The organism is Gilliamella mensalis (assembly GCF_900103085.1).
Taxonomy (GTDB): domain Bacteria; phylum Pseudomonadota; class Gammaproteobacteria; order Enterobacterales; family Orbaceae; genus Gilliamella; species Gilliamella mensalis.
Window position 1 is genome coordinate 20,038 of the sequence record NZ_FMWR01000007.1, and the last position, 24,331, is coordinate 44,368.

General features: G+C 33.5%; 17 protein-coding genes and 1 tRNA gene. 5 read left to right on the forward strand and 13 right to left on the reverse strand.

Annotation, left to right across the window (positions count from 1 at the left end):
• Positions 1-39: 39 nt before the first annotated feature.
• Together BQ5209_RS03075 and BQ5209_RS03080 are read right to left on the reverse strand one after the other, a co-directional pair.
• Positions 40-3,996, reverse strand: coding sequence for a YobI family P-loop NTPase (locus tag BQ5209_RS03075; protein ID WP_085247108.1), 3,957 nt, complete (start codon positions 3,994-3,996; stop codon positions 40-42).
• A 175-nt stretch (positions 3,997-4,171) separates the two neighbouring features.
• Positions 4,172-4,750 (reverse strand): JAB domain-containing protein, encoded by a 579-nt coding sequence (locus BQ5209_RS03080; protein ID WP_085247109.1) that lies wholly within the window; start codon positions 4,748-4,750, stop codon positions 4,172-4,174.
• A gap of 153 nt (positions 4,751-4,903) precedes the next feature.
• Between BQ5209_RS03080 and BQ5209_RS03085 the strand changes: the two genes are divergently transcribed.
• Positions 4,904-5,647: a hypothetical protein gene (locus BQ5209_RS03085; protein WP_085247110.1), complete on the forward strand. Its 744-nt coding sequence runs from the start codon at positions 4,904-4,906 to the stop codon at positions 5,645-5,647.
• Between the two features lie 392 nt (positions 5,648-6,039).
• Here BQ5209_RS03085 and treC read toward each other — a convergent pair whose 3' ends face one another.
• The 6 genes from treC to BQ5209_RS03115 form a co-directional block, all read right to left on the reverse strand.
• Complete coding sequence (gene treC / locus BQ5209_RS03090; RefSeq protein ID WP_085247111.1) at positions 6,040-7,713, reverse strand: alpha,alpha-phosphotrehalase; 1,674 nt, start codon at positions 7,711-7,713, stop codon at positions 6,040-6,042.
• Positions 7,714-7,793: 80 nt separating this feature from the next.
• Positions 7,794-9,221 (reverse strand): PTS trehalose transporter subunit IIBC, encoded by a 1,428-nt coding sequence (gene treB, locus BQ5209_RS03095; protein ID WP_085247247.1) that lies wholly within the window; start codon positions 9,219-9,221, stop codon positions 7,794-7,796.
• Positions 9,222-9,411: 190 nt separating this feature from the next.
• Positions 9,412-10,377 (reverse strand): trehalose operon repressor TreR, encoded by a 966-nt coding sequence (gene treR / locus BQ5209_RS03100; RefSeq protein ID WP_085247112.1) that lies wholly within the window; start codon positions 10,375-10,377, stop codon positions 9,412-9,414.
• A gap of 151 nt (positions 10,378-10,528) precedes the next feature.
• Entirely contained in the window at positions 10,529-11,641 is a 1,113-nt protein-coding gene (locus BQ5209_RS03105; RefSeq protein ID WP_085247113.1) for a 5-methylcytosine restriction system specificity protein McrC, read from the reverse strand.
• Positions 11,641-13,338, reverse strand: coding sequence for an AAA family ATPase (locus BQ5209_RS03110; protein WP_085247114.1), 1,698 nt, complete (start codon positions 13,336-13,338; stop codon positions 11,641-11,643). The genes BQ5209_RS03105 and BQ5209_RS03110 overlap by 1 nt, the downstream gene beginning before the upstream one ends.
• 249 nt (positions 13,339-13,587) lie before the next feature.
• Positions 13,588-13,953 (reverse strand): winged helix-turn-helix transcriptional regulator, encoded by a 366-nt coding sequence (locus BQ5209_RS03115; RefSeq protein ID WP_085247115.1) that lies wholly within the window; start codon positions 13,951-13,953, stop codon positions 13,588-13,590.
• 140 nt (positions 13,954-14,093) lie between these two features.
• Here BQ5209_RS03115 and BQ5209_RS03120 point away from each other — a divergent pair, with 140 nt between their 5' ends.
• From BQ5209_RS03120 to BQ5209_RS03135, 4 genes are all read left to right on the forward strand, one after another.
• Positions 14,094-14,729, forward strand: coding sequence for an NAD(P)-dependent oxidoreductase (locus BQ5209_RS03120; RefSeq protein WP_085247116.1), 636 nt, complete (start codon positions 14,094-14,096; stop codon positions 14,727-14,729).
• A gap of 617 nt (positions 14,730-15,346) precedes the next feature.
• Positions 15,347-16,606 carry a DUF262 domain-containing protein gene (locus BQ5209_RS03125; RefSeq protein ID WP_208609937.1) on the forward strand — a complete coding sequence of 420 codons (1,260 nt, stop codon included), beginning with the start codon at positions 15,347-15,349 and terminating at the stop codon, positions 16,604-16,606.
• Positions 16,593-17,321 (forward strand): hypothetical protein, encoded by a 729-nt coding sequence (locus tag BQ5209_RS03130; protein WP_085247117.1) that lies wholly within the window; start codon positions 16,593-16,595, stop codon positions 17,319-17,321. The genes BQ5209_RS03125 and BQ5209_RS03130 overlap by 14 nt, the downstream gene beginning before the upstream one ends.
• A 235-nt stretch (positions 17,322-17,556) precedes the next feature.
• Positions 17,557-17,633 (forward strand) — tRNA-Met (locus tag BQ5209_RS03135).
• A gap of 39 nt (positions 17,634-17,672) precedes the next feature.
• Here BQ5209_RS03135 and metF read toward each other — a convergent pair.
• From metF to BQ5209_RS03160, 5 genes are all read right to left on the reverse strand, one after another.
• Positions 17,673-18,548, reverse strand: coding sequence for a methylenetetrahydrofolate reductase [NAD(P)H] (gene metF / locus BQ5209_RS03140; protein ID WP_085247118.1), 876 nt, complete (start codon positions 18,546-18,548; stop codon positions 17,673-17,675).
• 132 nt (positions 18,549-18,680) lie between these two features.
• The gene (gene metE / locus BQ5209_RS03145; protein ID WP_085247119.1) at positions 18,681-20,954 is read right to left on the reverse strand and encodes a 5-methyltetrahydropteroyltriglutamate--homocysteine S-methyltransferase; all 2,274 of its coding nucleotides are present in this window, start codon (positions 20,952-20,954) and stop codon (positions 18,681-18,683) included.
• Positions 20,955-21,129: 175 nt separating this feature from the next.
• Positions 21,130-21,681, reverse strand: coding sequence for a YagU family protein (locus tag BQ5209_RS03150; RefSeq protein WP_085247120.1), 552 nt, complete (start codon positions 21,679-21,681; stop codon positions 21,130-21,132).
• Between the two features lie 702 nt (positions 21,682-22,383).
• Complete coding sequence (locus tag BQ5209_RS03155) at positions 22,384-23,379, reverse strand: DNA cytosine methyltransferase (RefSeq protein ID WP_085247121.1); 996 nt, start codon at positions 23,377-23,379, stop codon at positions 22,384-22,386.
• Between the two features lie 17 nt (positions 23,380-23,396).
• Positions 23,397-24,254 carry an NgoPII family restriction endonuclease gene (locus BQ5209_RS03160; protein ID WP_085247122.1) on the reverse strand — a complete coding sequence of 286 codons (858 nt, stop codon included), beginning with the start codon at positions 24,252-24,254 and terminating at the stop codon, positions 23,397-23,399.
• Between the last annotated feature and the right edge of the window lie 77 nt (positions 24,255-24,331).

Genomic DNA, 24,331 nt, shown 5'->3' on the forward strand with positions numbered 1-24,331 from the left:
TGTTACAGCTTAAAAAAATAAAAACGCCAATAAATCAATTTAGTTTCTAACTAATTTTTGCCCATAAGCATTAATTTTGTTATTTTCTACTTTGTATTTAAATTGCCATTTCTTATTCAGTTCTTCGATTATTTTTTGGTTCAAAGCTGTATTTTCAAAAGTTGGTCTTTTAGCGATAAATAGGTTTGAAAAAAAACTTTGATTTGTAGCATCTTGCTCTATTGTTTTCAGTGCCTTATATGTTTTTTTGGCATCTAGATGCGGTATATGGTTACATAATAGGGTGTACTTATCATCTAATGAAAACGCTTCACATGTGAATAACTCAATTAATAAGTTGTAACAAATAGACTTAATTTGTTTAGTTTGTTTTGTATATTCTATGCATAATTGTTTTACTTTATTTTTTATGACATTAGTTGTGGAATTATAGTATTGATTATTCGTGATAATGGCTAAATCATCAGTATTAAAATTATTTTCTAAAATGTGCTTTTGAAGCTCTACTGAATCCTTTGCATAATTAATGGAAATAGGATCATTTGTTAAACCTAACAATAACGTTTTTTGCGCTACACTTAAATCTGTTGATAATAGATTTATTATCTCATCATGATTAATTAAAGAATCATCCTCCCTGAGTTTATTTATATATTCCTCAAAATTATGGGTAATAAGTTCTAAAATATTGTCTGGATAGTTTTCTCTTATAAAGTTCAGATCTTGTTCTACTCCCAGCCTAATCGCTTTATGCTTAATTAGAATTGATATTTTTGTTTTTTCAATATGTTGATAATTAAAATCTATATAATATCTACCATTAAACCATGATATTAACATGCGGTACTTAGTATCATCTAAACTTAAATTTATAGTTATTCTTCTAAAAAATAGACTTCGTTCATCGTCTTTAGGAATTAGACTTGTTAGATCCGCCTCGCTTGATGAGATATTTTTAGTATTTTGATTGATAAAATGGACGAGCTGCTCATTGATTACTCTTGTTTCGCTTTTACCATCAGCTTCATCTTCTTCCTCATCTTCTAGTTTATAATTGAAGAAATAGTGGACAATATTTTTTGCTGAATAGGCTATTTTTTGCTTTTCAAGTAGCTTATCCCAAACGTCCTTATCGGTTATTTCATTTAAATTAGTCATAATGGTGGCAAGTTTATCGATATAGGCGGTTTTAACCGCCAAAGAGATATCATTATGATTCAATATAAATAATGCAGTCTGTTCACTATCATCGATCGTTGGGATATCGGATTGAGCGATAGATAAAACTAACGCTTCAGGCTGATTCTGAAAATATAATTTAATTGGGGCATCATCATTTAATGCCAGTATAGTTTGAATAATGTGACCATCAAAATGAGCCAGATTATATTGATTTTCTAATATATATTTGGCGTTAATATAATTTAGTTGATAGTGATTGTTTTCTTCAACTAATTCTAATAGTTTTGGTGTTGACATATCAATTTGTTTGAATTTAATGTCTAATTCCGAAAAAACAATATCTATTATTCTCAAATTCTTCTGATTAAGTAGTCCAAAAATCGTACTCCACTCATCATCAATAAATAAAAAATCAGTTGAATTTTCAATGTGTTTTTTTAAATCACCGTCTTCATTTATTTTATTTATCTCTTTTGGTTGATTATGGATAAACGAAAGATAAACATAAAGTTTTTGGTCGAAAAGATTAATATATTTCCATAGTTGGGGAAATTGTTCGTTGAATTTTTCTATAAATAAATATAGAGAATTTGGTGCATAACTAGTATCTTGATTTAATAAGAAAGCATAGTATCTAGCTAAATATTCATTCACAAAATCAGTTTTAAAATATGACTTTAATATAGTAATAAATCGAGATAAATCGTCTGTCTTACTTTTTTCTAAGATATAATCTAATAAAGAGTAATTTAAAACAGAAATCCCAGTAAACCTATTTGCATTATCTGCATTCAATCTTTGTAGAACTATCTCCGGTTTTTTTAATTCAAGCTCCCATTCAGTATTGATATACTCATTAATATTACGCAAAAATAACGTGTCATTTTTGGACAATCCTTGCTCGTCAAACAAGCTGGTATAGTCACTATAATATTCATCAATATAACCTTGAATAATCAGTACACGTAAAAGAGGAAAATAACATGAAGATGATAGTTTTTCATACTCAGCTTTATACTGTTCATATTTTTTATTTTCTGTTATATCTTCTGTTTCCTTGCCAATATGTTCTTTAAATAATGTATCTACCGCAACACCATTATTTTGCTTAATCTTAATAATTTCAGCGATTTTTTTAAGTAATTTTAATTGTGATTTTTCTTGTTCTAATTTTTTAATTTCAGCTTTAAGTGTTAATTTGTTATTTGTGGTAATAATTTTAATTTGTTTCTTCCTTTCTTGGTATTCCGAATTTTGCTCAAGCTTATTAAAATATTGTTTGCAGTCATGTTCATGATAATAATAATGATCTTTTGAATAACGATTATTGATTAGCAAATTATTTTTCTTTAAGGCATAAATAAACTCTTTTGAGTTTAATGTGAAAATATCGTCACGATTTATATAATGATATTCATTTTTAATATCCTGTGGGATATTGATAAATAAAGCGTCTAGCTCATCAAGGTTTTTTAGATGATAGGTTTCTATTGTATTAATCTTTTCTTTTCTCAACTGAATTTCATTATTAATCTTTTTTATTTGTTCTTGATAAACTTCATTTTTTTTCTGCTTTAATGATTCAATAATTCGATGAACCACACCTTGCCCTAACCCCAATCGCGTTAAAGCGTAATCTGCTGGAAAAATATTTTTATAAATGATAATGGCTAATAAGTTTTCATTTTTAAACCAACCAGCACTGTGGGCTAATTTAGTTTTATAAATGATATACTCGTTACAAATATTTTTTATCAGTCGTATATCATCTAAGTAGTCAGAAAGGATATCCAAGAAAGTATTAGTAAAATCACTATAAATATTCTGGCTTTTAAACAGTTCATCCATTTTGCCTAATGAATTTGAGTTATCCATAACCGGCACAATCGGTAAGATATAATCAAAAAATTTTGTTCGCTCTTTTGATTCAAATATCTCATCTTTGATTAAATAGAAGAATTTAATCGGTTTTGGTTTGTTTTTACTCTGTTTTTTATTATAAGTGTAATTGAGTTCCCTTAATTTATTAAGAATCAAATTATCATCATAACGGTCAATATCTTCAAAAACGATATAATCTAATTTTGATTTATCTAAAATATAAATAATTTCATTTAAATACTTATCAAAATAAGAAACATCACATTCCGATGATGAAATATCAATTTCATTCTCAAAAATTTTCAGTTTTCTAATTAGGTTGTTACGGCTTTGCAGGTCAAGTATTTTATAAAAAATGAAATATACAATTAAAAAAAAAGAAAATATTATCAATAGTAAAACAATATTATTGTGTTCACTTTGCCAATTAGTTAGCCAAGTTTTATCGATAAAAATTAAAAAAGAGAGAATAAACGTAATAGCTCCCGCCCAAATTGCTTTAGTTAAAATTGTTGATTCACTTTTTACTTTAAATTCGGTTGCAGGAATTTTGTCTGGCTCGATTTGATGAATAAGTTGGTTGATAATTTTCCTTTCTAACATTAATTCATCTTCAAAGGCTAATTCATGATCTTTCTTTTTACCTTTAATTTTTGATTCTAATGTGGGCGAAAAGTAGGAAAGTGAAATGTGGATGCCATTAAGCTTTTTGTGATTTTCTTCATATGTTTTAATCACACTGCTTTTTCCTGCGGCATATGGTCCAGTAATAGCAATGTTAAGCAAATCATCTTCTTGGAATACAAAATCAAGGGCTTGGGTATAACCGTGCATTTCATCATCAGAAAGGTGTGTCGGTGTCAGTTTTTCAAAGGTAAGTTTCTTTTGGGATTCTTGACTAGATGATTGTGCTCCACTTTGGTTATTTGCCATTCTATATTCCTTATTATGATTTTTTATTTTTAAAAGCAATCAGTTTGTTTATAAAATGTACTATTATTTTAAATTAATAATCCCCTTAACCGCCCTCACCGTAATGCCCAAAATCTTCGCAATATTTTCAATCGATACGCCCTTTTCCAGTAACGCATTAATCAGTATTTTCTTTTCAGTTTCGGCTTTTTCTCGACGAGCTTTCTCTGCTTTTGCTTTCTGCTGAGCTGTCTCTCTCAACCGCTAACTTTTCTTTCGCAATTTGCTTTTCTTGTTTACGGATGCGTTCAACCACTTGGTAAGTCGGAACATATTTCAGGCTTTGTTCGAGTTCTTCCATAAGTTTGATGCTGCGAAAGCTGATATAGGTTTTTGGGGTGATAATTAAGTGGTCGGTAAGCTCGATATTTAAAATATGGGCAACTTGAATTAAGCGATCGGTGATGTCTTTATCGGCCGCTGAGGGGATCAGCGATCCGGACGGGTGATTATGCACCAAAATCACGCGAGAGGCGTTTTTCATCACCGCCACACGAAACACGTTCATTGGTTCAATGTTGACCGATTTATACGATCCAAGCGCAATTAGTTCAATATACAGGATATAACCGGCTTGATTCATACCAATGATCCAAAGATGTTCCTTTTCTTGGTCGATTTTGTTTTCACGCAATAACACACGCTGCATAATTCCGTACACGTCATCAGTGCCTTCGATATAACGTTTGTCATGTTTGGTTAGTTTAATATCCATCTTATCGCCTTGTAAAATCACACGAAAAATAATATAGCATATTCTGTTTATGCTGGGCAGTTGTTAATCAAATAATTCCATCCGTTCAGTTTTTAGGTTATATTTTTTGTAAAAAATATTCAGGAGTCTATACCGTTTCAAAGGGGATCAACAATGTATCACTCTATTTTACCCAACGAGCAGCATTCTGCTGCTGAGCGATTTTTGCAACAAGTGCCAGCGTTAATCGCAGCAAGTTCATTATGTCGACGCCTTAAACCTGTCGCATTACTGATTGATATTGCGCCCATGACGTTAATTGCTCTGCCACATAGCTTGATTGCCAATAAATTTCAGCTTTCACCGCGAGCTGCTCAAAGGCGAGATAACGTTATTCGTCAGTGGCTAGCGCAGTATGAGCCTGATCTTTATCAAGTGGTACTTAACCTTGCACAAACAACGCCAGCAGAAGTGTCTCGGCAAGCTCAGGCATTTAAGTTATGGCTGACCGAGCTACTTGGTACGTCAGTTATGCCTTGCCATTATTGTGGATCGCTGAGCACAGTTCGCATTGGGTACCGTCTTAATTTTCGTTGCCGAACCTGTCGACGGACGTTCAATCCACTGAAAAAGTATTATCTTGATAAGTTATCTCATTGTGAACTGTGGTTGCCTTTTGTTGATTTATTGCTACAAGGTGAGACATTTAAAACCATTAATCGGCAATTGGGGATTAATACCGATACCGCCGCTAAGTGGCAGCGTTATTTTTTGGGAATAATGGAACTACAAGGATTTTTGGTATTGGCCAACTATTGCCAAATAAAGCGACGTCAACGTTGCCGTCAAATATGGTTAGACGTTCAAGCAGGTACCACATTTTTACCGACTGGTAAGTCACATTTTAGATCTAAGTGATAGTAATAATTAATGAGCTTGTAAAAAATATTCAGGATTCTATACCGTTTAAATTATAAATCATCATACTCAATGATTTGTTAAAGGTAATAGACAAAAGGCTTTAAAAGCGTTAAAAATTTAGATATAAAGTAAAATAAATAACCTAAAGGAATAGTTGCAATGCAAAACCGCATAAAACAAAAAATAACAAGTAGAATAACTCAATATCCCTATTTTTTATTACGTTAAACGCAATTATGGTTGAGTTAATGCCTATCAATGAAGGTCGATCCTGAAATCTTATATTTATTGAGCTGAACATTTGGTTAATATGTGCAAGTTTTTATAACACGCTCTTTATAATTTTATAAAAAATAGGCAATCAGGTATTGATTGCCCGTGTCACTTGCTTAATCCGCTTGTTGTAACCAATATATAGCTTCATAAGGTCTTAACCTTATTTCAGTACCTAACGGTGAGTTATCTTGGTAATTACTTAATAACTGCTGCCAATTTTGATGTTGTAACGATTTTGGTAATGACCAAGTTTGTGTTTTATCGGTTAAATTGGTTATCACCAGTAATTGTTGGTTATTCCAATGGCGATGATAGCACCAATAATCGGCAATATCCGGCGTTAGATCCTGATAATCACCAAAAATAAAAATGGCATACTGTTTGCGTAATTTAATTAAGGTTTGATAGCAATAAAATACCGAATCAGGATCATTTTGTGCCGCTGTGACATTGATTTGCGGATAATTGTTAGCAACCTCAATCCATGGTTTTCCTTGAGTAAAGCCGGCATTGGCTGATGTATCCCAGTGCATGGGCGTTCGGCTATTGTCTCTGGATTTGCTGGCTAAAATGGCTAAGATTTCCTGTTTTTCCATGCCTTGCGCAAGTTTTTCGTGATAGATATTAAGGCTTTCTACATCGCGATATTGGGTGATATCGGTAAAATGGGGGTTGGTCATCCCGATTTCTTCACCTTGATAAAGATAAGGTGTGCCTTGTAAACCATACAGTAGCATGGCAAGCATTTTAGCGGATTGTGTGTGATATTGGCTTTCATTGCCAAGGCGCGAGACGATGCGCGGTTGATCATGATTACACCAAAAAATTGCATTCCACGCCTTACCCTGCATACCCGTTTGCCAGTAACCGATAATTTTTTTAAGTTCGATTAAATCTGGTTTGGCTAAACACCACTTATTCCCATTAGGATAATCAACTTTGAGATGATGAAAATTAAAGGTCATGGTCAACTCTTTGCTGTCTAAATTGGCATATTTTTGGCAGTTTTCTAATGTGGTGGATGACATTTCACCGACTGTTTTGAGTTGATTGGGTTGAAATACCTCACGGCTGATCTCTTGTAAAAACTCATGGATGCGGGGTCCATCGGTATAAAATCGACGACCATCGCCCTTATCATCATCAGGAAAATCTTGCTGTTTTGAGACTAAATTAATCACATCCAGTCTGAGTGCATCTACCCCTTTATCGGCCCAAAATTGACATACTTTTTTTATTTCGTTGCGAACGGTTGGGTTTTCCCAGTTGAGATCAGCTTGCTCTTTAGCAAATAAATGCAAATAGTACTGCCCTGATGGTTGATGCCATTGCCAAGCTTTACCACCAAATTTCGATACCCAATTATTAGGCTCGTGCCCGTCTGCATTGGCATCTTTCCAAATATAAAAAGAGCGATAAGGGCTATTTTTATCTAAAGCAGCTTTGAACCAAGGATGTTCGGTTGACGTGTGATTAAACACCATATCCATCATTACTCGCATCCCTCGCTTGTGTGCTTGTTTTACCAGTAATTCAAAGTCAGCCATTGAGCCATAGCTTGGATCGATAGCATAATAATCCGACACATCGTAACCGTTATCGATTTGTGGGGATGGATAGATTGGCGTTAACCAAATTGCACTGATCCCCAGAGTCTGTAAATAATCTAAGCGCTGAATAATACCTTGCAAATCACCGGTTGAATTGGTGCCACTGGCTTGAAAGCTTTTGACATAAATTTGATAGATAGTGCCATTTTGCCACCAAGGGATATTGATTTTGTTCATTGTGTACTCTTTTGTTAATCTGTTAATCGCCTGCTGTTTTTTAATACAACAGCGAATTGTCACCATTTATTGAATATTGCTTAGCGAATATTTAATGTGCCTTTTTTCAGTTTTATCTTATAAACCACTGAGGTTAAAGCGATTGGCACCACAATTGCCACCAACATAGCAACGGCATAAATCGACCAATATATCGGCTTAATCGTTAATATGCCCGGTAATCCCCCAACGCCAATACCATTAGACAACACGCCTGCTAAACCACAAATTAATCCAGCTAATGCCGAGCCAATCATTGCGCATAACATCGGGAACTTATAACGTAAATTAATGCCATACATGGCCGGCTCGGTCACCCCTAAATAGGCCGATATTGCCGCGGGTACTGACACTTCACGTTCATTTTGTTTTCGACTAACCCAAATAATACCAACTACCGCTGAGGCTTGCGCAATATTGGATAGGGCGATAATAGGCCAGATTGGTGTTCCACCCATGCTATTGGTCATCTGTAAATCAATTGCGAGCGTCGTATGATGAATACCGGTAATCACCAGTGGTGAATAGATAAAACCAAAAATGGCTGCACCGATAAAAGCATAATTTCCCGTCATTAAATATTTAACAATATCAGCCATGCCATTGCCTAACATTCGCCCCGCTGGACCTAAAATAAAATGGGCTAAAAAGACCGAAGTGAGTAACGCAACAATAGGCACAATTACCAAATTTAAATAATCAGGGACGATTTTTCGTAAATGGGTTTCGATCCAGCCAAGAGCCAGTCCTGCAAAAATCGACGGAATCACTTGTGCTTGATAGCCCACTTTAGCAATCGTAAACCAGCCAAAATCCCACACTTCGGGTATTTTGCTACCAAGATCATAGGCGTTCATTAACTGGGGAGAAACTAACGTAATGCCAAGCACAATACCAAGCACCGGCGAACCACCCATTTTTTTCGTGGTTGACCAACAAATGGCAACGGGTAAAAAGTGAAAAATCGCCTCGCAAGGTAGCCAAAGCAGGCTGTAGATCGGCACTAACCAAGAGTAGCTTTCGGTAAGTGGTTTGTTATCAATAAATGGCATATCGCCAATCACATTACGTAATCCCAGCAATAATCCACCGGCAATCAAAGCGGGTAATAGGGGGATGAAGATTTCGGCTAAATTAGAAATCAACCTTTCAAAAATCGACATATTCTGTTTGGCTGCGGCTTTGGTCTGCTCTTTGCTTGCCTCATTAAGATTTAATTGTTGGATGAGTACTTTATAATAACGATCAACATTGGTACCAATAATCACCTGAAACTGCCCAGCATTTATAAAACACCCTTTGACAAAGGGTAATGCTTCAATAGCGTCAATCTTGGCTACCTTGGGATCAACCAGCGCAAACCTTAACCTTGTCAAACAGTGGGTGACACTGGCAATATTTTTACTGCCACCAACAAAATCGATTAGTTGCTCGATTGATTCTGTGGTTATGTTTAAATCTGTAGCCATAATAACATCCCCTTTTTCCGGTAAAAACTCAGCCGACATCATTTTATTTTTATCAATAATCTGGCTATTTTTTAATTGAAATTAAGCATAGATTGAATTGCTAAATTAATAAATGGGAACGTTCCCTTTTTTGTGATTAATATCACATATTGGGGTGAAATAAGCACAAATTAAATAGTTATGGCTGAAACTAGCTTATTAAGCGGCAAGGAACAGTGATGCAGTTAAGCTCAAAAGGATTTTGTAACAGATTCAGTAACGTTTGCGCTGCATAGCGACCTGCTTGATCAAAACCGAGCTCAACCGCACATGTCTTTGGGAAAAGAAAACTCAGCAGCTCACTATTGCCAATACTGGCTACTGTAATATCATCAAGCTGTTTTTCGTGTAAATATTTATTTAATCCTAAGGCGATGCTATCGGTTGCGCAAACAATCGCTGATGGATTTTTCACTAACACCAACTCGGCAAGCTCATAGCCGGAACGATAACTTAATTGCCCTAAAGCTGCATTCGGGGTAAGTTGATATTGTTTGCAAAAATCCACATAGGCTTGATAACGCAGTGCGCCAGTGGTTTGGTCTTGTTGCTCAACACCGATATAGCCAATTTTTTGATGTTGCTGCGATTGATATAAATGGGCAAGTAACATGTTTACCGCGCCCACATCATCATAACAAATACAACTGTGTGAGGGGAGTTTTCTTGCGATCACCACGCTTTTATCCCGCCAGACGGATAATAACGACTGCTCAAGCCCAGTAAAGGCAAAGATAATAACGCCATCAGCTTGCTTGTCTTTGAGCATGGATAGATGTTCGTTAACTTTGGTGGTACTAAATTGACTCTCCATAATGATCGGATCATAACCATGCTGGTAAAAAATAGGCAACATGCTTTGCACCGCTTGGTTTTCAGACAGGGAATCAAGCCGAGTGATAATAATACCAATGACTTTATTCCCATAGCCACGCATGGCTCTAGCTGATTTCGACGGGGTAAATTGATACTGTTCAATAATTGCCATTACATTGGCACGGGTACTTGCTTTTACCATCGGATCATGATTAATCACCCGTGAAACTGTCGATTTACTCACCCCACAAAGCTTGGCAATATCTTTAATAGTTAAGTGATTTGAAGATCTGCTCATCATAAATTAGCCAACAAAAATCAATAAAATCATACTAAGCTATTTTAGAAAAAATAGCGATTTCAGATTGTTTATGTTGGTTTGGTAAATTTTTTTTGCTAAACACTAAACAGTAGTTAGAATTAAAATCAGGTAGAAAATGATAAAATTTGAATTAGCACGAGTCAAAACTATTTATTAACGCCAATAAACTGTTTTTAATAGCGTTATTATCTTGCGTTAAATCAATAGTGCAAAATGATAATTTATGTCCTTGGATAGTCATATTTTCATTAACCGTCACACCGACAGTCGGGTATAGTAACATGCCAGAGGCGCAAACGGATAAAGGATCGCTATTTTTTTCCTGACTTCTTAAATAAGCATACAATTGATAAAGGTGATGACTACTAAACGAGTTAAGTCTAAACCGTGATTTTTTTAAAATTGAGGTACATTTAGTATCAATGATTAAACGTTGTGTATGACTGCGATTTTCAAGGATTAAATCGGTTTTCATGGTGGGTAAATAGGCGGTGATATTATCGGTCGCATTGCTATATTGCCAATTTAATTTTTTACCCGCATAAATAGTCCATTGCTCAGGATCTAAATTTACACGGTAAAAGCCAACTATTGCCTTTTCAAATAACTCTCGTAACCAATGATCGGTTTTTTTTAGTTGTTCAATAGTATGTAATCCTTGAAATTGAGTGGGCATTGACAAACTAAAAATCAGTTTTGCTAATGAAATTAAAGTATTATCTTTAAGATTTGCATGGTTAAAACGCTCCTTTTCATAGCAATAATGTGTTGTTTGACCAATTTTCAACGCAGTAAATTGATGAATGATTTTTCTACATTGTTCAATTAAGCTCGCATCTTTCAATTGTTTTATTAATAGATGAGCCGCAGCATGAATATAGCGATTTTTAGGGGTATCAATCGTTAAATCATCATATCGACATTGAATTTTACCCTTTGCCAATAATTGCTTACGCTGAGTAGTTAAAATATCTATTTTTCCTCTGACACGATTAAGTGCTTTTGTTGTGAGCTGATAATCTGCAGCAAGGTGATGTATTAACCATTTATTTGCTGCCTGACAATATAGTTTGGCAGCGAGCGTTATTAATTCCTCAGGGTTATTTTCTAGTTCTATTCTCTGTTTTTTCCCTACAGTTTTATAATAATCAGAAGCATAGAGCAAAAGTAGCCATATGTTTCTAATTGGTATTTTGGCAACGGTAGTATTGGTTAATAGCGGATGATAATTTATCGTGGTCATTATTGTGCATCATCTAATAATATATTCATCGCATTACTCAATTTTTCAGGCTCGCCAAACCAATACTCTTCTAATAGAGGCTCGATTTCTGAACGAACAATATGCTCAAACCAATCTTGCGCAGCCATTTCTTGGTTAAGACAAGTAAAATAGCTATGCCCAATGGTAAATGCATTGCCGAGTGTACTATCATTACTGATATATTGATTTAATGCCTCTATACGGTGCTTTATATCTTGTAATTGTTGCGGTGAAAAGTCGTTTTTTTCTTGCATATAGTTGAGCCAATTTTCGCCAAAATGAGGACTTAAATGATAAAAGGCAAAACGACGACGTAAAGCAAAATCGAGCATCGCTAACGAACGATCGGCAATATTCATAGTACCGATAACATAAAGATTGGCAGGAATAAATACGCCTTTTTCATTTTGATGTTGGTATGTTAATTCTAAGGCTTCATTTGGATTTCGTTTATCAGCTTCAAGTAGCGTTAACATTTCACCAAAAATTTGTGCTGGATTGCCACGATTAATTTCTTCAATCACAATTACATAATTTGATTGAGCATCATTCCGTGCTTGATTAATTATCTCTAAAAAAGGTCCATCAATCAGCGCTAATTTACCATCACTGGTTGGTCGATAGCCGCGGATAAAATCCTCGTAAGACATATTAGGATGAAACTGAATGGCTTTGATATTTTTTGAATCTTTATAACCAACAATAATATTAGCTAAACGTTTAGCTAACCAAGTTTTACCTGTCCCTGGCGGACCTTGTAAAATAATATTTTTTTTCAACCTTAAGCTCTTTAATATGGCTTGCAACTGTTGTTTATCAATAAAACAACCTTCATTGATTAGGTCATCTTGGGTATAAGATTGTTTTATGATTACGGGTTCAGTCATATCTTGGTTATCATAATTTTCTTCTTCATTTAGGGTGTCAATATCCAGTAATTTATATTTTCCACCACCCAAAAATAATAAAATATTATTATTTCTTAACTCTTGAAATCTATTATCAATAGTTGATTCAATAGTATTATTGTTAGGAAATAATAGTTGAAGATTCTCTTTATAATGCTCAAGAAATTCTGACCGAGTAAATATATTACTATTTTTCTGATAACATAATTGTTTAATGCGTTTTAATACAATATCTAGCCAAGAATCATTAATCGGTTCGTTAATCTCGTTGGCATTAGTACTACTATTGTTACTTAAATTATTATCCCCATAACGAGATTTCCAATATGGAGCATTGCGAAAGGCATCAATATCTTGTGGCTGATCATAAAATGCAAAATTAATTAATTGTTTCGATAACCAAAAATCCTCTTTAACACCCCAGATAGCGGCTATATAGGTATAAAAGTACCATTTCTTATTCAAATTAGTTTGGTACCAATCGACTTCTAACAATTTTCCATCACCATGATTTTTAGTTACGGTGCCGATAGCCTTTATTTCCATTACCGAAACAGGTAGACCTTTATTATCAAAGGGTAAATTATTTTTCTGATTATAGGTTGATTTGATGGCAACTTTATCGCCAACAGAAATAGATTTTACGATATCCAAAAGCTTATTATCATAACCATTTTGCCAGATACCTGAACTAATAAAATGCTCTGTTTGGTCTTTACTACCTTTAAATTTTGCACCTAAAAACCAATATGTTTTTATTCCGTCCAATTGCTTTCCTTTCTAATCATGTTATTTATTTTTATGTATATTTTAAACTAATTTATTGTTAACCAAAAATAGAATATTGTTAATTATTTGCTGATTATCGTTATATGGATATAAAGCTGTTTTCAGCCATTTTTCATAACAATAGTAAATAATTTAAACGGTAATATTGATTCCGAGTATCATGCTTATCGGTCGTGACAAAAATGCCAACTCAGATGAGTTTTATTTTGGCTGCGAAGCATTTGATGGCTAATTATGATTGATTGACGGATGAGGAAAAGGTGACTCATCCGCTTTTAATTTGTAAGCCTTTCCCCACGCTAACATGGCATCATGCACCTGTTTTAGACTTTGTCCAACCTCGGTTAACGTATATTCAACTCTTGGCGGAACCTCGGCATACACTTTGCGAGTTAATAACCCATTTTTTTCCATAGCACGCAGGTGCTGAGTTAAGACTTTTTGTGATATGCCAGTCAGCGATTTTTTTAGTTCACCAAAGCGCTTGGTTCCTGTAAGCAGGTCTCGCACAATTAAGACTTTCCACTTATCACCTATTAACATTAATGTTATTTCAACAGGGCAAATAGGCAAATCATTATTTAATTTAATCATTAATGCTTAAAATTCAACAATAGTTTCAAAAAAGTTACTATAGCACTATTTGGTACCTACTTTACAGTAGAAACGTTAAAGACTAATCTAAAACCATCTTTATATCATGTTAATCCTTAAACAATTAAAAGGAGCAAAGTATGAAAATTGCAGTCATTGGTGCGAGTGGTAAAACAGGGCAACTTTTAGTAAAAGAGGCGATTTCACGAGGACATGACGTTACCGCAATAGTGCGTAAAGCAAGTCAACAGCTCGATCCCAAAGCAACCGTGATGATTAAAGATCTATTCGAATTAACCTATACTGATTTAAAACCCTTTGATGTGATTATCGATGCATTTGGTACTTGGGCACTGGAATCACTGCCATTGCATCAAACCAGTTTAAAACATTTAACGGATATATTAAGCGGTAAAACAAATCGCCTATTAGTGGTGGGGGGAGCAGGCAGTTTATATGTTAATCCACAGCATTCACTACGTTTGGTTGATTCACCTGATTTTCCTGAGGCATTTAAACCATTAGCCACCAATATGGCCAAAGCACTTGATGCGCTTAGAACATGCGATGATGTGCAATGGACTTATTTAAGCCCAGCCATTGAGTTTAACGCTGACGGGGAAAGAACTGGGCATTATATCTTGGGCGGTGAAGAGGTGTTATTTAACAGCCAAGGAAAAAGCCAAATCAGTTATGCCGATTATGCCATTGCCATGATTGATGAAGCAGAAAAAGCCAAGCATATTAAGCAACGTTTTACCGTTGCAACTGAATAAGGTTGCTAAAGTTTTGTAACCAAACTTGTTTGGACAGAATAAGCACCGATTTTCCATAATAACGAACACAATATCCCGACACATTTTTCAACACGCTTCAAGGCTTATTATTTTAGGAACGAGTTGGATCTGACTTGGGATATTTTTGAATTTTAGTGAAAAAATGTATTTAACGGCAACGTATTAACCAAGAGTGGTGAATAGCCAAAGTCAAAAATTTTGTCAAAAAGTTTCAGGTAACTATACGTTTAAGTATAAAAACTATTTTTTAGGCAAAAAATAGACCTAAAAAAACAAATATTTATCATCTTTTTTAATGAATAAATTTAGATTACGTTTTTAGAGCCTCTCTCACTTGCATCAAAACTTCACCAAGTAGATTTTTGCCGCGCCATTTAGTCATATTAAATCTCATTTCGTCATCAATACTTAATCTTTTTATTTAGCTAGGATTTGCAACTAATTACCGCTAAAATACCGAGCAAATTTTGCTGGCAATCGGTTAAATAAAAAATAAACCAATGATACTTTATATATAATTAATCTAATCAAAATATAGCAGATTTGTTAATTAAAACCGCGATAGTTGTTTTCGTATTGTTAATCATGAAAAATTTATGGCAGGTAATTTTATGGAAAATAGGGTTTATTATGGAGAGTATACTTTAAAACATTGGATTGAATTAATCTTGAATAAAAATATTGTCTTACCTGATTATCAACGACATTTTGTTTGGAGTGATGAAAAAGTAAAAACATTAATACAAACTTTTTCAGATAAACAATTTATACCTCCTGTAACAATTGGCGCTTTTAAAATCGATGGTAAAAATGATAATTTAATTCTTGATGGACAACAACGCTTAACAAGTATTTTATTAGCTTATTTAGGTCTATATCCAAATAAAGACAAATATTCTAAGCCGTTAGAATCATATGTTAGTGAAAATGATGATGAAGATGATGATGAAGATCCATGTATATGTGAATGGACTTTTAGAGAGCTTACAAAAAAAGGCAGCAATAGAGATGATTTAATTAAGAAGATAAATATAAATAATGCAGAAAATGCAGAATATAAATCGCTAGATTTCAATCTGGACGATGAATTTTTTGAAAAAAATTTTTTGGGTTTTTCTTATTTAGTTCCTGATATATCGTATGATGCTAAAATCCAACAAAAATACTATTCTTCCGTTTTTAGAAATATCAATATTCAAGGTCAAACTCTGTTACCTCAAGAAAGCCGAGCCTCATTATATTTTTTGGATAAAGAATTAACAAATTTTTTTACACCAGATTTTTGTCAAAAAATAACGGTAAAAAACTTTGGTAATAAGGCTAAATTCGATTTTGTTAGATATTTATCTCTTCTTTCGCATTATTTTAAAAGTCAAAATAGAAACATAGTTGCACGTAGCTATAAATCTAAAATGGAGCAATATTATGAACAATATATCTATTGTGTAGTTAATGATGAAGAATCAAAATTATTCGGCAAATTTTCAGAAATTTTTCCTAATAAAGAATATAGTTCACGTTTTGAACTATTAAAACAAACAATAAATAATCTCAAAATCCCTAATGAATATAGTTCGATTATTGATCTAGATGTATATTTTTTTGGTCTAATATATCAAATCATCTTTAATAAAAATGAAATACCTATCATAGATAATACTAAAATAAAATTTAAAGATGGCGATTCAATAAAATATATTGAAATTGATGAATTTAAAACAAAACTAGATGAGAAGATTAATACTTTTAAAAGAGGTGCTCATAAAAAATCACCTAGCAACCTACAACATTTAAGAAAACGTATGGAACAATCAATAAAATTATATGAAAAAATTATAGATAATGAAAAAGCATAAAAATTTTATTTTAACTCCTATTACAAGCAATTTAGAAATTGCAGTGACTTCCTGCTCAGGTATCGGTAATGGTATTGAAACTTTTCCCCTATGTGACTACATAATGCAATCAATTTTCCTCAAAATGACTGGATTTCAAGAACAAAAAATGAAGTGTATTTGTTGGGATTTAGCAACAGAGGATTACGATTATCGATATCAGAAATTTAGAAATGGTTTAGGAGAATGTTCTCAATATAAAGACAAAAATAATATATATACAGAACTTGTTGAACAAATTAAAAAATATGATCCAAGCTTTGAGCATTTTTCTGACGAGGAAAGAGAAAAAATATTAAAAGATACAACACTCGAAATACATAATATTTTCAAAAATACTAATTTGTTTTACTGGAGCACAAAAAAATATTATGAATTTGAAGATTTTTGGAAGACTATTACAATAGATCATTTTGCTAAAGGTACTTTATTTTTAGCTGAAAATAAAAATAACTTTTTAAAAGAAAAAATATATGAAAAACATTTATATCGTCATAGAAATAGATGTGCTCATAATATATTGTGTGTTCAACAACACTTGCCCTCATTAAAAACACTTGTTGATAATGATTATAAATATGAAAATTATTTTATATGGTTTGCCATACTATCTCTTATAGATAATATTTTTATTAATTTGTACAAGAAATATTTAGATTTATATAATAAAAATTAATGTTTTTATGTAAGATCATAATAGCTATTGGAAAGTTTCTATTTTTAAACCGCTAGGTTTTATATACCTTTTAGCTTTAATGAAAGACTAAAGTTATTGTTAAAAATTTTTATGTCACTTTGTGTTTATGTAAAAAAATAGTATATATTTACTCAATAGTGTTTAAAAATGGCGCGATTGTGTTAAATAGGTATTGCTTTATTATTTAATTACTATAATATGGTCTCCTCTCTGACGCGGGGTGGAGCAGCTTGGTAGCTCGTCGGGCTCATAACCCGAAGGTCGTTGGTTCAAATCCAGCCCCCGCAACCAATTCCTATCAATCCTTGATATGTCCTTTTTTCTAAATCACTATTTTGTTTTTGGTACAGCTAATAATGTTGCAACAGCTTCGCTAATGCGTCTAGCTATGTAGCTATTGTTCATGGTGTACAAATGAATGCCATCCACATTTTGTGAAACTAAATCAACAATCTGATCGATGGCATAAGCAATGCCCGCATCACGAAATGCATCAGGATGATGTTCATATTTTTCCATCATTTGTTTGAATTTTTTCGGTAGATTCACTCCACACATCGATACCATGCGCTCAATTTGGTTTTTATTAGTCACTGGCATAATGCCAGCTTCGATCGGCACATTAATGCCCATATCGTGTGCTTTATCTAAAAATGCATAAAAATAGTCATTATCAAAAAATAACTGTGAAATAAGTTGATCAGTACCCGCATTGACCTTTTCTTTTAAGTGGATCAGATCTTGTTTTAGGGTTGATGCTTCAAGATGACATTCTGGATAACATGCACCAATCACGTTAAAATCACCGTTTTCTTTAATAAATGTTACCAGTTCGCTGGCGTATCGAAAATCATCTTTGGGCGGTATATTCGGGCTGATGTCACCACGCAAAGCAAGCACATTATCAATCCCTGCACATTTAAGATCGTGAAGGATTTTTTGCATCTCAGCTTTGTCAAAATTAATGCCCGGTAAGTGAGCAACACTTTCGATGCCATAAGTATGTTTGACTGAATGGGCAATATCAATGGTAGTTTGCCCATTTAAGCTACCACCAGCACCATAAGTGACACTAATAAAATCAGGTTTAAAATAACCAAGCTCTCGTAGTGTGCTATAAATTGTTTCTAAAGGTGATGTTTTTTTAGGGGGAAAAACTTCAAAAGAGAACACCGTTTTTTTATTAAATAATAGATTTGTTTTCATTTTTATCATCCATTCGTTATATCACTTATTTTCCTTATTGACATTTCCGCCGCCAAAATAGGCAGCGGAATTGTCATGCTCGTAAAGTACGATGTCTTAGTAAATAAACTCAGTTCTTTGTAAAAATAGTGCTTAATTTAGTGTTTTCCTTACTGCTAATGTAGCCTCAACAAGATGCTGTAAGCTTTCAACCACTTCTTTTTCACCGCGCGTTTTTAAACCACAGTCTGGATTAATCCATAATTTTTGTTTATCAATCTTCGCCAGTAACTTTTCGATCGTTGCTTTAATTTCAGCAACAGGCGGAACACGTGGCGAATGGATATCGTAAACACCTGGTCCAACTTCGGTTTTAAAATTATTGGCATTGAGCACATCAATTAATTGTAGATTAGAGCGAGAGGCTTCAAATGAAATCACATCGGCATCCATTGCATCAATATCTTTAATGATGTCAGCAAATTCGCTATAACACATATGTGTATGAATTTGAGTATCGGCTTGGACTTTGCTGTGTACTAATCTAAATGCCGGAATCGCCCAATCAAGATATTCGCTGTTCCAATCCGCTTTACGCAGTGGTAATTTTTCCTTTAACGCAGCTTCGTCAATTTGGATAATCTTAATGCCAGCAGCTTCAAGATCTAATACTTCATCACCAATGGCCAATCCAATTTGGAATACTGATTCTTTTTGCGAAATATCTTCACGTGGGAATGACCAGTTAAGAATCGTTACCGGTCCTGTTAACATTCCTTTAACAGGTTTATCTGTCAGACTTTGTGCATATTTTGAATATTCAACCGTAATCGGTTTAGATCGTGAAATATCACCCCAAACAATCGGTGGCTTAACGCAACGTGTACCGTAAGATTGTACCCAAGCTTTTTCGGTAAACACAAAGCCATTTAAGCTTTCACCAAAATATTCGACCATGTCATTACGTTCAAATTCACCATGAACTAACACGTCAATGCCAATTTCTTCTTGCAATTTAATACACTCAGCTATTTTTTGTTGATTAAATTCAGTGTATTGATTCAAACAAATTTCGCCTTTTTTGAATTTAGCACGATTTAAACGCACATCAGGTGTTTGCGGGAATGATCCAATGGTTGTAGTTGGTAATAGTGGTAAATTAAAGGCCTTTTTCTGCGCCGCTTCACGCACTGAAAACTCTGGTAAACGGGTAAAATCAGACGCATTTAATGCCGCCACTTTTTGGCGAACTGCGTGGTTTGCACCTTCACGTTCACGGGTAAATAGTGTTTGATTGGCTTTATAAGCCGCATTATTTTCAGGATTTGCTTCTTTAAATAACAGACCAAGTTCAGCAAGCTCTTGTAACTTTTCTTGAGCAAAAGCAAAATAAGCACGTTGTTGAATGGTTAATTTTGTTTCATTTTGCAATGTATAAGGAACATGCAGTAATGAACAAGACGTATTAATGACAATATTTGTGGCTTTTTGTTTGATTTTACCAAGTAAAGCTAAAGTTTTTTGGTAATTGTTTTTCCAGATATTTTTGCCATTAACAACACCGGCAAATAATACTTTATCAGCAGGGAAGCCATTATTTTCAAGTAAAGCTAATGATTGCTTACCTTCGACAAAATCAAGCCCAATACCATCAAAAGGCAGTGCCACTAATTCTTTATAACAATCACGCACATCACCAAAATAGGTTTGCAGAACAATTTTGGTGTTACCTTTAACCGATAAAATCGCTTGATAAAGTTCGGTAAATAAAGCGATATCATCTTTATTTAGATCGGTCACTAAAATTGGCTCATCAATTTGGATCCATTCAGCGCCAAGCGTTGTGAATTTTTGGATGATCGCTTGATAAGCTTTAATGATATCCGCTTTAAAATCACCAAGCTGTTTTTTACCTAAATACTGCGCTAATTTAAAAAAGGTTAATGCACCAATCACAACTGGCTTGGTTTGCACGCCTAGCGCTTTAGCTTCTTGATATTCGTCAAAAGGTTTGGTACCTGTTAACTTAATTTGCACTGAATCTTCTATTTCAGGTACTAAATAGTGGTAATTGGTATTGAACCATTTTTTCATAGCCAGTGCACGCACATCACCTTTTTCGCCCTGATAACCACGTGCCATGGCAAAATAACGGTCAAGTTCAGGTAAACCTAAATCTTGGTAACGTTTTGGAATAACATTAAGTAAACACGCTGTATCTAACACCGCATCATAGAATGAAAAATCATTCGATGAAATAAAAGCAATTTTTTGCGCGGCTTGCTGTTTTAAATGCTCAGCTCGTAACGCTTTGGCTTCGTTTAATAGTTCAGCTTGGGTTTTATTACCTTTAAAATAAGCTTCTGTTGCAAATTTAAGTTCACGAAGCTTACCAACACGAGGATATCCAATAACAGCAGTATTCATTTTTATTTCCTTTTTATCCATTTTCTTTAGTGACAAAAAAGATAACAAAAAAAAATGATATTGAATAATTCTAGTTTTTTATGGATTGCTATAGTTTTTAACTATAACAGCTAAAATAAAAAATCCCACTATGGTTAATATAGTAGGATTTATATTAAATATAAATTTAAATCAATTATTGACGCCATTTTCCACGGATAGGTCTTGAAAAATGGGCAAGTACGGCAATCATACAAATTTCAATCGATACGCCCCAATAGATATGACCTAAAATTTCACTCCAAAGTTCATAGCTATTTAAATTCCATAACCAACCCGCTTTGCCGTCAAGATCATAAATAGGGTAACGAAAACCAAGTAATGGAATTAAAAAACCATGCATAACGATAGTAACAATAATCCCATAAAATGCTCCATACCATAATCGGATATTATTACAAAAATAGGAAATGTAAACATATACAAAAGCAAAGGCAAAACTAAATAACCAGTGATAAAATGTCACAGCACCAGAAACAGTTGCTGTTTGATAAATATAATCAAGAGAATGAGAATCAATCCCTAACCAACCAAGCCAAGCATCAATGTGGGCTGCCGGTGGCGAAATTTCCCCCGGAACACGAGGAGGCATATTAACTTCGGACCCCCATTTGACTAAAGCACTAATAAAACCACCAATGATAGTTGTCCAAATAATTACTTGGCGATTTGTTTTATTTCCAAACATAATTGGTTTTCCATGTTAAAATAAATTGGTATTCGAATTATACTGCACAGCCATTTGATATAAAAGTAGAAAAAATAAGATTGGTTGATTGTAAAAGTTATTGTAATAAATTGATAGTCATTATTTATTACAAAACAGTCTGGTTATCTATATTTTTCTTAAACTAATTCTTTCATTCTTTATAACGTGTTTTACACTCCTTTTGAGTAAAAGGTAATTTTAAGGGCTATTTGTTAGCGTTGTGGATATATAGTTGAACAGTTGTCATGTAAATCTAACTTAAAATAAATCATTTAGTATAATTATTTATTATTAAAACGGTATAGAATCCTGAATGTTTTTTACAATGTGATAGGTTAAATGCTAGGCTGAGCAAGCATTATAAACGTTATATCAAAAGCGCGGACAGTATGTAGAGTCTTATGCGAGTGTGTTATTACACTAAAAAACGATATCAGCTTCCGTAGTATCAAACTGACGGGCAAATTTGAAAAAAGCCTTGAATGTTGTGCCGACTTGTTAAACTATTGAAAGCATCGGTAAATTGCTAAAGGAAAGTTGGCGGTTAAGAGGAATAAGACGAAGACGGGTAAGAGTTTGTGAAAAAATTAATTTTTTCTTGTAAAAAAACAAATGTTTTATATTTTCTGAGTTATTTGACATTGCTAATCAAATAACTCAGAATATTTCGAATATTACTATTTAACTTAAAAAAAGCTTAATTTGATTAGCAACAGCTTCTGCTAACTTCACAGGTACAGCATTTCCAATCATTTTGTAAGCATCAGCTAAAGAGTTGTAATAAAATTTAAAATCATCAGGAAAAGTTTGAATCCTTGCACATTCTCTTACCGACAATCTTCGATACAATTTTTCCTTACCATTAACAAATTGAAACTTATCTTTACCAACATTAATCATGGTTGGAGCTTGCGGGTGAATAGGAGCATGTCTAGCACCAGCTTGAATAGTGAAACTCTGCTGCTCCCATGATCTGACTCTGTTGCGGGACATAAAAATTGTCGAAAAATCACCAGTAAAATATTCATGATTTAGTACAGCTAATTTATCTCCATGTGATTTATTTTTTTCCAACGCTGGCATTGCGGTATTTCGCAAATCAAAAATGGAGTCTTTCAATGACACCTTTGTTTTTAATGGTACTGGAAATTCAAATTTAACTTGAAGATCTTTTCTAAAACCGACATAAAACACACGTTTTCGATCTTGAGGTACACCATAATCAGAGGAATTCAAAGTTTGAATAAAAACATCATATCCTAATCCTGCATTACCAAATAAATGAATTATATTTTGAACTGCTTCTAAATGTCGCTTTGACATCATTCCCGATACATTTTCTGCAACAAAAAAGTTAGGCTGTACATCTTCCAACAGACGAATAAATTCAAAAAATAATTTGCCTCTATCATCACTAATCCCCCTTAATGCACCTGCCTCTGACCAACTTTGACATGGAGGTCCCCCAATAATTCCATCAATTTTTTTAGAATATTTTAAAAATATGTCTGATTTTATATTTCGAATGTCACCCTTAATCAAAGGAGTAGAATGGTTTTTCTCATAAGTTTCCCAAATGGATTTATCGTATTCATTTGCAGCAACTATTTCAAATCCTGCATTTTTAAATCCTAAGTCAAGACCACCAGCTCCCGAAAATAATGAAATAATATTCATATATCCAACTCTTTTTGCTACAAGAAAAAGGTGATCAGTTTAGCATCTTTTAGTTTAGCCGGATTATCTGGACATTTAATTTTTACGTCTTTTATCACTAAATTTGCTAACTCTTTTTCAGCTTTTTCTAATTCATTGCGATCTTCATTACTAAATGTTAAATATTTATCAATATTAATTAAAGCCATCATGTTGAATGAAGCACTTTTTTGAGGTTGATAAATATAATTAAATACTTTGATAGGATTCTCTATGTGCCACATTCCACGGATTCTTAAATTTGTAATTCCTAAAGGATCAACTTTATTTACTCTACCTAATTCTTTTGTCTCAGAAAATTCAACTTCATCTATGGTTAAAATTCCTTGTTTAATTTTTAATTTAATTTTTTCGTAAATATCCAAACTGGCAGCATAATCAATACCATAAACAAAACATAAAGAATTAAGCAAATTTTGTTTATTAATTTGACCTATTGCATAAATCATGTCTTTCTCAATCCAATCTTCACAAGATACACAAGATTTCACTAGCATAGGGCTGTTGGAAAATAATTTTGATTTTGGGTAAGACGAATTTAAGGCAATAGCTGCATTTATAGTTTCGATTTTTTTTATTTCGATCGCATCACCTGCATGTATCATGGCGTCAGGGGGATTATTTTGGTTTCCTAGATAACTAAATAATTCATTTCGTCTTTCAAGACGTAATTGTTCATCTGTATCGCCAACAGTTCCACAAAAAAGATCAATAATAAATTCTTCAAGCCCTTTACCCTGATTATTAACTCTATTCCTTCCATCATTCATTTGCAGTATGTGAGATGTTGGCGATTTTACCAAGTACAAAATTGCCTTTATTAAATTGGTTCTCATTCGAATAATCCCTCAAATAAAATAAGATATTATACTCAAATAATATCTAGCAACTAATAATAAAACTCTTATTACAA